Source organism: Granulicatella sp. HMSC30F09 (assembly GCF_001806915.1).
In the GTDB taxonomy this organism is placed as follows: domain Bacteria; phylum Bacillota; class Bacilli; order Lactobacillales; family Aerococcaceae; genus Granulicatella; species Granulicatella adiacens.
On record NZ_KV786437.1, the window covers coordinates 26249 to 33623 of the forward strand.

Annotated in this window: 8 protein-coding genes; all 8 read right to left on the reverse strand. The window is 41.4% G+C overall.

All coding sequences use genetic code 11. The annotated features are described in order from the left end of the window. Window positions 1-38: 38 nt before the first annotated feature. The 8 genes from HMPREF3103_RS09310 to HMPREF3103_RS09345 all read right to left on the reverse strand — a co-directional run bounded on the left by HMPREF3103_RS09310 (window position 39) and on the right by HMPREF3103_RS09345 (window position 7215). Window positions 39-740 carry an O-methyltransferase gene (locus tag HMPREF3103_RS09310; RefSeq protein ID WP_070439594.1) on the reverse strand — a complete coding sequence of 234 codons (702 nt, stop codon included), beginning with the start codon at window positions 738-740 and terminating at the stop codon, window positions 39-41. Between the two features lie 13 nt (window positions 741-753). Further along, window positions 754-2568: a DUF2207 domain-containing protein gene (locus tag HMPREF3103_RS09540; protein ID WP_070439577.1), complete on the reverse strand. Its 1815-nt coding sequence runs from the start codon at window positions 2566-2568 to the stop codon at window positions 754-756. Window positions 2569-2661: 93 nt separating this feature from the next. Further along, entirely contained in the window at window positions 2662-3345 is a 684-nt protein-coding gene (locus HMPREF3103_RS09320; protein ID WP_070439580.1) for a DUF1129 domain-containing protein, read from the reverse strand. A gap of 20 nt (window positions 3346-3365) precedes the next feature. Continuing rightward, window positions 3366-4466, reverse strand: a complete 1101-nt coding sequence (gene ychF, locus HMPREF3103_RS09325; protein WP_070439583.1) for a redox-regulated ATPase YchF — start codon at window positions 4464-4466, stop codon at window positions 3366-3368. Window positions 4467-4483: 17 nt separating this feature from the next. After that, on the reverse strand, window positions 4484-4693 hold the full coding sequence (locus HMPREF3103_RS09330; RefSeq protein ID WP_005607897.1) for a DUF951 domain-containing protein: 210 nt from the start codon (window positions 4691-4693) through the stop codon (window positions 4484-4486). A 13-nt stretch (window positions 4694-4706) separates the two neighbouring features. After that, window positions 4707-5606: a ParB/RepB/Spo0J family partition protein gene (locus HMPREF3103_RS09335; RefSeq protein WP_070439586.1), complete on the reverse strand. Its 900-nt coding sequence runs from the start codon at window positions 5604-5606 to the stop codon at window positions 4707-4709. Further along, complete coding sequence (locus tag HMPREF3103_RS09340) at window positions 5599-6360, reverse strand: ParA family protein (RefSeq protein ID WP_070439589.1); 762 nt, start codon at window positions 6358-6360, stop codon at window positions 5599-5601. The genes HMPREF3103_RS09335 and HMPREF3103_RS09340 overlap by 8 nt, the downstream gene beginning before the upstream one ends. 171 nt (window positions 6361-6531) lie before the next feature. Then, a complete protein-coding gene (locus tag HMPREF3103_RS09345) occupies window positions 6532-7215 on the reverse strand; it encodes a hypothetical protein (protein ID WP_070439592.1) in 684 nt (227 codons plus the stop codon). Between the last annotated feature and the right edge of the window lie 160 nt (window positions 7216-7375).

Consider the following 7375-nt stretch of genomic DNA (forward strand, 5'->3'; position numbering starts at 1 on the left):
TATTGTAAAACTTTTTAAGTCATATTTCCATGATTATTTTACAAGTCTTCTAAAATATATTTAAAATCTTTCTCTTCCATTTTTTGAATCATAATAATCCCATCCCCTAAAGGAAGTAAAGTCGATTTTAAGGTTGGATTGCTTTGTACTAAATCAAGGAACATATTGAGACGGCGATGAATTTTACGCACACGTCTTGGACGCTCCATCACATCCTCTAAAATCGTTCCTCCTTGGAAAATATCATCCACGACCAGCACGCCGCCAACTTCTAGCACGTCCATGCAATATGGGAAGAACTCAATATATTTTGCTTTGGCGCTGTCCATAAAGAGGAAGTCATATTGCCCTTGTTCAAGTGTTGGTAAAATATCAGCCGCATCGCCTTCCAATTGGGTGATTCGGTCGGATAAGCCTAATTTTTCAAAGTTTGCTTTGGCACGGCTATACATCAACTCATAGCGGTCAATGGTTGTAACTTTTGCTTGTGGTGAAGCTGTTGCCATTAGACTCGCTGAGAATCCGACTGCAGTCCCAATTTCTAAAATATTCTTCGGTTGGGTTAGTCCAACTATAAAATCTAGGAAAACGGCTGTTTCATGAGGAATAATGGGGATTCCTAATTCATTAGCTATATTCTCTAATTCGCCTAAGCCACCCGGAAAACGGCGTTGACTTGTGCGCATGTACTCGACCAGTTCCGGTTTGACAACAGGTCTGTGCATCATTTCGTTTAACATAAATTCTCCTTCGTTAGAATCCGCCACCGCCGGATCCTCCACCACTACCGCCGCTCGATCCGCCAGAGAATCCTCCGCCGAACCCGCCAGAGTTGCTACCTCCATTCACATAAGAGCTAGAACTGTTGTATGAGCTTGAAAAGGCACTATTAAAGTCCGCAATAGGATAATAAATCGTTCCTGTTTGACTTGAATAGAACACACTGTCTGGTAGTTGGTCTGGTATTAATTTCTTCAACACTTTAATCACATGTTCCGCTACGCCTAAAGAAATGGCATAAACTAAGAAGTGATCCCACAGTTGAATACTTGGTAAATCTTCAATTCGCTTCATTGGGGAGAGGTCTTTCAGCATTTGTTTAAAGGCTTGCCATTGACGGTAACGATACTCTCCTTCAAGCGTACGTCTCTTCGCTGCTGCTCCTCCTCCGATTAATGTCAGAGGAATGAAAACAAGGGCAAAGATAAACGTAAGGGCAGCCAATACTGGATTCTTACTTAAAAGGCTTAAACCGAAAGTGGCTGCTACAAGTAGGAATACAAAACAACCTGCAAAATAGTTTCTCGCTTCTGGTTCTCCTTTTGTAAAACGGTCCACACGATGTTTTTCTGCAGCCGTATCGACCGCATTCAACCAACTAGTGGCTGCATTATAATACGCTTTTGGATGATCTTCAGCGTATTCTTTAATATCTTTTAGGTAGATGGTATCATCTCCGCCACCCACGTCTTCAAAGAGCAATTTCACTGCTAATTTCTCGTGACGAAGAAGTTTCGATACATCTCCAACGAGTTTAATTTCATGCGGTTGTGTTTCCGACAAGGTTAAAATCTTCTTGCGGACTAAATCCATGACCGTTGCACTTAAATCCTTCATCGTACTCTTGCCATAAATCGCTTTGTTCATAATAGCTGGAGTAATATCTTCAGGAATTTCAAAGAGATGATCCGGAACGTGAGGAACTTTTTGCAGTCTCTTACGGTTGGCAAAGAAGCCTTTAACCCATGCAAAGATCAAGTTAACAAACAGCAGTATCCACCCGATATACACACCGATAGACCCTAGCGTCTTCATGCCTTCTTCTTGTTGCACCAACTTTTCTTCTTGCGCCACAATCTCATCAAAGGCTTTACGGTTCACTACATTGGTATTACCTGGAGTCAATGTTTGTGGGAAAATCATATGCACTTCAACGAAATCCCCACTCTTATTAGAAGGAGCTGTGAAGCTCACTGACTTGTAGTCATCAGCAATTTTTACATTCCCGTTTTGGCCTGCCCCATGTCCCCAAGCACGAAGCGTTTCTTTAGACGCATTTCCTGGAAGGTTAACCTTGACGGTGATGTTTTCTTGGTCGATTTCCCACTGTGTACCAACGACTTTACGGTTTAATTCCGCTGTATCCTCATAATTAGTAATTAATTTTGGAATCGTATATTGGAAGGTAATGGTTCTTCTCGAATTCGAAAACGGTGTGAAGACTTTAAATTTTAATTTATCCCCTTCATGAGTGAGATGATAGGTGCCACTCGTTCCTGTCGAATTTTGAGGCATTTCTACCGCTCCAGAACCCGTCTCCAAAAAGGCAGTGACATCCGTTGGTTCTCTAAACCCTGAGTAGTCTAAGTTATAGAACACCCCATTATAAGAACCATCTGCCTGAAACGTAATTTTTTCTTGAAACTGTACATCGCCGTTTTCTAAAATATTCACGGTGATATCGTACTTGTCTACTTTTAAGCTACGAGCATCGACACTCGAGCTAAATCCAAAAAAGGCCACTAATCCTAATAAAAACGTAATGATGTAACGTATTTTTCGATTCATGTTTTCACCTCTAAACTGCCAAAAAAGTGTGAAATCACTGCGGGATTGTCCACGAAGGAACTTCGCCATCATCTCACACTTGTTTGTACTCTCTTACATTACTGATCCAACAATATTTAATTTTTTCTTCAAGTAGAATTTAGCCGCTAATGCTGCCGCTCCAATGAGTAAGTACCATTCATAACTCATTACAAGATTGATGGCATTTGGAATGAAGGATTGACTTGCTACGACTAAGAGTAACCAAGCGACCATCGCCACTGTACTGACTACTAAATAACGAATGTATCCACGTTGACCTTTTGGATTATCAAATTTAGGAGCATTTTTCGAAATAGCTAACATTACAAAAGCTCCTGCGATAAAGTTGATAATTAATGTTAATAAGCCCATTGGTTGTGAACCTGAGTCTGGATTTAACATCAACATCACTCCTGTTACTAGAGCGAATAAACCGCCTACTAATAAACCACCATCTAAAGCGATTTGCCAATCTGGAGATTTTGCATCTGGATCTTTAGCAGGTCCGTCGACAATCGCATGCACGCGTTCCGTTACTGTTCCGAATAATTGACGTGCAGTCACCCCTGATTTTTGATGTTCGATGATTTGAGGAAGCATAAACGCTAATTCTTTCTCGATTTGTGCCCCTTCAAATCCTGCTGCTTTTAATGCACGTTCTAATTGGAACACGTATTGTTCATTTTTATTTGTTAATTCTGCTTTCAATGTATCTACTGATACTTGTTCTTCTACTGGTACGTTTTGTTCTGACATACTACAATCCTCCGTTATCCTTACACATTAAATCTAAAGAGCATTACGTCGCCGTCTTGCACGATGTATTCTTTACCTTCTTGACGAACTTTTCCGTTCTCTTTTGCAGCTGTCATGCTACCGTATTCCAGTAGGTCTGCATACGCAACCGTTTCGGCACGGATGAATCCACGCTCGAAGTCTGAGTGGATGATTCCCGCACATTGCGGAGCTTTCATGCCACGGCGGAATGTCCACGCACGTACTTCTTGTTCCCCAGCTGTAAAGTAAGTCGCCAACCCTAATAAGTGATACGCTTTTTGGATTAAGATGTCTAAGCCAGAAACTTCAATTCCCATTTCTTCTAGGAAAGCTTGTTTTTCTTCTTCCTCAAGTTCTGCCACTTCTTCTTCAATTTTCGCACAGATGACAACGACTTCTGCATCTTCTTTAGCCGCATAGTCTTCCACTAATTGCACGTATTGGTTATGGCCGCCTTCCATCACATCATCTTCAGAGATGTTTGCGATGTACAGCATTGGTTTGGTTGTTAAAAGGAATAAGCCTTTCACGATTGGAAGTTCTTCGTCTGTGAATTCAATCGTACGAGCTAATTGTCCTTCTTCTAACACGGGTTTGATTTTTTCTAAGACTGCCAGTTCTGCAACCGCGTCTTTATCTTTAGTTTTCGCAATTTTTGCCACACGAGCAATCCGTTTGTCCACTGACTCAAGGTCGGCCAACACTAACTCTAGGTTGATTGTTTCGATGTCAGCGATTGGGTCTACTTTCCCAGCTACGTGTGTAATATTTTCGTCTTCAAAACAACGAACCACTTGGCAAATCGCGTCTACTTGACGGATGTGGCTTAAGAATTTATTCCCAAGACCTTCCCCACGGCTTGCCCCTTTAACGATTCCAGCGATATCGGTAAATTCAAAGGTCGTCGGAACAGTTTTCTTCGGTTTTACTAATTCCGTTAATTTTTGTAAACGAAGGTCTGGTACTTCTACCACTCCGACGTTTGGGTCAATTGTCGCAAACGGATAGTTCGCCGCTTCGACCCCTGCTTTTGTAATTGCATTAAATAATGTTGACTTCCCAACGTTTGGTAAGCCGACGATTCCAGCTGTTAAGGCCATTTGTCACACTCTTTCTTTTATTTGTTTTCTTCGGCAACAGAAATCGTCACCTTTTTCATTTTCTTCTCGAATTCCCGTCTTGGCATAAGGACCATTTGACCACAGTGATCACACTTGATACGAATGTCCATCCCCATACGGATGATTTCCCAGGAATTCGTCTGGCACGCATGCGGTTTTTTCATTTCCACATGATCGTGTAATTGATACGTTGTTCCTGCTTTCATAAAGACTCCTTTATTAATCGTCTAATTCGATTTCTAATACTTCTAAAATACGGGTTAAATCTTTTTGAGAAAGATACTCAATTTCGATTTTTCCACGTTCGCCTTTTTCAACGATTTGCACGCTTGTTCCGAATTTATCCATTAAACGTTCTTCCGATTCAACGATATACATCGATTTTTTCGGTTTGTGGATTTTCTTCGTTGTTTTCTTAACAGGTTCATTGATGGATTGGACTAAAGTTTCTAAGGCACGAACCGTTAGATTTTCTTTCACGGCCTTTTTAGCCACAGTCCCAATTTTCGTTTGGTCTTTTAATCCAAGAAGCGTACGCGCATGCCCTGCTGAAAGAGACCCATTTTGTACGAGTTCTTGGACTGGAGCTGGCAAGGTTAATAATCGTAAGAAGTTTGCCACGTATGAACGGCTCTTTCCTACTCGGCTTGCTACCTCTTCTTGTTTTAATTTCAATGAATCCATTAATGTACGATACGCCATCGCTTCATCTAAAGGCTTCAAGTTTTCGCGTTGTAAGTTTTCAACAACTGCGATTTGAATCATCGTTTCTTCTGAGTAGTCACGTACAATAGCTGGAATCGTTTCTTTCTCAGCTAATTTAGACGCACGCAAGCGACGTTCCCCAGCAACTAATTCATATCCTTTAATTTTAGACTTGCGAACGATAATCGGTTGGAAAACTCCATTTTGGCGAATCGATTCCGCTAGTTCTGCTAAACCTTCCTCATCAAACTCTTTACGCGGTTGATAAGGATTTGGACGAATCTCTGAAACAGCAATCTGTTGAATTTGCTCAGTTTCTTGTACTTGTTCTAAGGCATCGAGGGTATCTAAATCATTCATAAACAACGCGTCGATTCCACGTCCAAGGCCTTTTCCTTTTTGATTTTTACTCATGTGCCAACACTTCCTTTGCTAACTCCATGTATACTTCCGCTCCTCTAGAACGTGGGTCATAGTCCACAATCGCTTGCCCGTAACTTGGTGCTTCAGACAGACGGACATTTCGAGGGATAATTGTTTTATAGACTTTCTCACGGAAATACTTAATCACATCTTCTTTGACTTCATTCCCTAAGTTCGTACGCGCATCGTACATCGTTAGGAGAACGCCCTCAATCTTCAACTGAGGATTAAAGTGCTTGCGAACCATCGTGATCGTGTTCATGAGTTGTGACAGTCCTTCCAACGCATAATATTCGCACTGCACAGGAATTAATACCGTATCACTAGCGGTAAAAGCATTCATCGTTAAATGTCCAAGTGAAGGAGGACAGTCGATAAAGATATAATCGTAATCATCTTTAATGTTCTTCACAGCCTCTTTCAATCGTTGCTCACGGCGCGGTTGACTCGTTAACTCGATTTCTGCACCTGCTAACTGAATCGTCGAAGGGGCAATCATCAAGTTTTCACGACTCGTCGGAACAATCACGTCCGCCATCGGTACTTGGTTCACTAAAACATCATATACATCTTGTTCGAGTTCCCCTTTTTGTACGCCAAGACCGCTCGTTGCGTTCCCTTGAGGGTCACTATCAATAATTAATACTTTTTTGCCATTGACCGCCAACGCAGCCGCTAAACTGACGGTTGAAGTCGTCTTTCCAACTCCACCTTTCTGATTGGCAACGGATATTACACGTCCCATACTCTTCCTCCATGTTTCTTGTTCTAAAAAAGGGAGAATGCAAGCATTCTCCCTCTCGCATGTCTACAAAATGTTCTTCATTTCTCGCAATATTTTGTTCTTTTCTATTGTAACAAAAAAGTGCCTTTTTTTGTAGTCATACCGGTTTATTTTACGAAAAAAGCTCTGCCCTTACTGAGGCAAAGCTTTCTTTTGTTGTTCATTGAATTGTAAGTATGCAATCGTATATTCTTTGCGGGTTTGCTCGCCTTCATCAACAACTGTAATCTCCACATTTGTGATGAGATTTCCAGCGGCATCGGTCTTGATTTTCAACTCCACTTTCGACGTATCATTCGTCGCAATTCCTAGCACTGACGTTAATGCCTTACGAATCGTTTCATCGTCTCCAGAATAGGATTTCTCATAACTTTGCCACCCCTTCGTCCAAGGAACGAGTTGATGGATTTCTTTTGTAAATTGAATCAGTTTTGTATACGGAAATACGACTGTGTTTTGTAAACTGGAAGTCGCTGTAATGGTTTGCTCCCATTTATCTTGATAATAGCGAATAAAACCAATATTCGCATCGGCAATCACTTCGAGTTGATTCGTCACTTTCCCGGAAGTCTTATCGATTTTAGAACCGTATCCCGTACCATCCTTCCAAGCGCTCGCACTGGCTATGGTTTGGGCAGAAGGAGTTTTCGTCCCTTCTTTATAGTCCGATTGCTTTACGGTAATATGATAATTCGAAATCGAGTCAGCAGAAGTGACTACTTGTTCTTGCACTGCTTCGGTCGATAAACTCTTCCCACAAGCCGTCAAAATGAATAGAAACGCTATAATCATCGTACTTTTAATCCATTTCATCATTCTACCTCCTCCTTTATCATCCGTTTCATTATAGCAAACTTCCTCTCAAAATTCCTATAATACAAAACATCTTCCACATAAAAATCTCTACAAAATAAGCTGGGCACAAGGCCCAGCTTATACAGTTTGCGTGGCAACGTCCTACCCTCGCAGGGAGAAA

Bases quoted from the DNA above. Each gene is read 5' to 3' on its own strand.
- HMPREF3103_RS09345 (WP_070439592.1), bottom strand. From the start codon at position 7,215: ATGATGAAATGGATTAAAAGTACGATGATTATAGCGTTTCTATTCATT.
- HMPREF3103_RS09310 (WP_070439594.1), bottom strand. From the start codon at position 740: ATGTTAAACGAAATGATGCACAGACCTGTTGTCAAACCGGAACTGGTC.
- HMPREF3103_RS09335 (WP_070439586.1), bottom strand. From the start codon at position 5,606: ATGAGTAAAAATCAAAAAGGAAAAGGCCTTGGACGTGGAATCGACGCG.
- HMPREF3103_RS09540 (WP_070439577.1), bottom strand. From the start codon at position 2,568: ATGAATCGAAAAATACGTTACATCATTACGTTTTTATTAGGATTAGTG.
- HMPREF3103_RS09320 (WP_070439580.1), bottom strand. From the start codon at position 3,345: ATGTCAGAACAAAACGTACCAGTAGAAGAACAAGTATCAGTAGATACA.
- HMPREF3103_RS09330 (WP_005607897.1), bottom strand. From the start codon at position 4,693: ATGAAAGCAGGAACAACGTATCAATTACACGATCATGTGGAAATGAAA.
- ychF (WP_070439583.1), bottom strand. From the start codon at position 4,466: ATGGCCTTAACAGCTGGAATCGTCGGCTTACCAAACGTTGGGAAGTCA.
- HMPREF3103_RS09340 (WP_070439589.1), bottom strand. From the start codon at position 6,360: ATGGGACGTGTAATATCCGTTGCCAATCAGAAAGGTGGAGTTGGAAAG.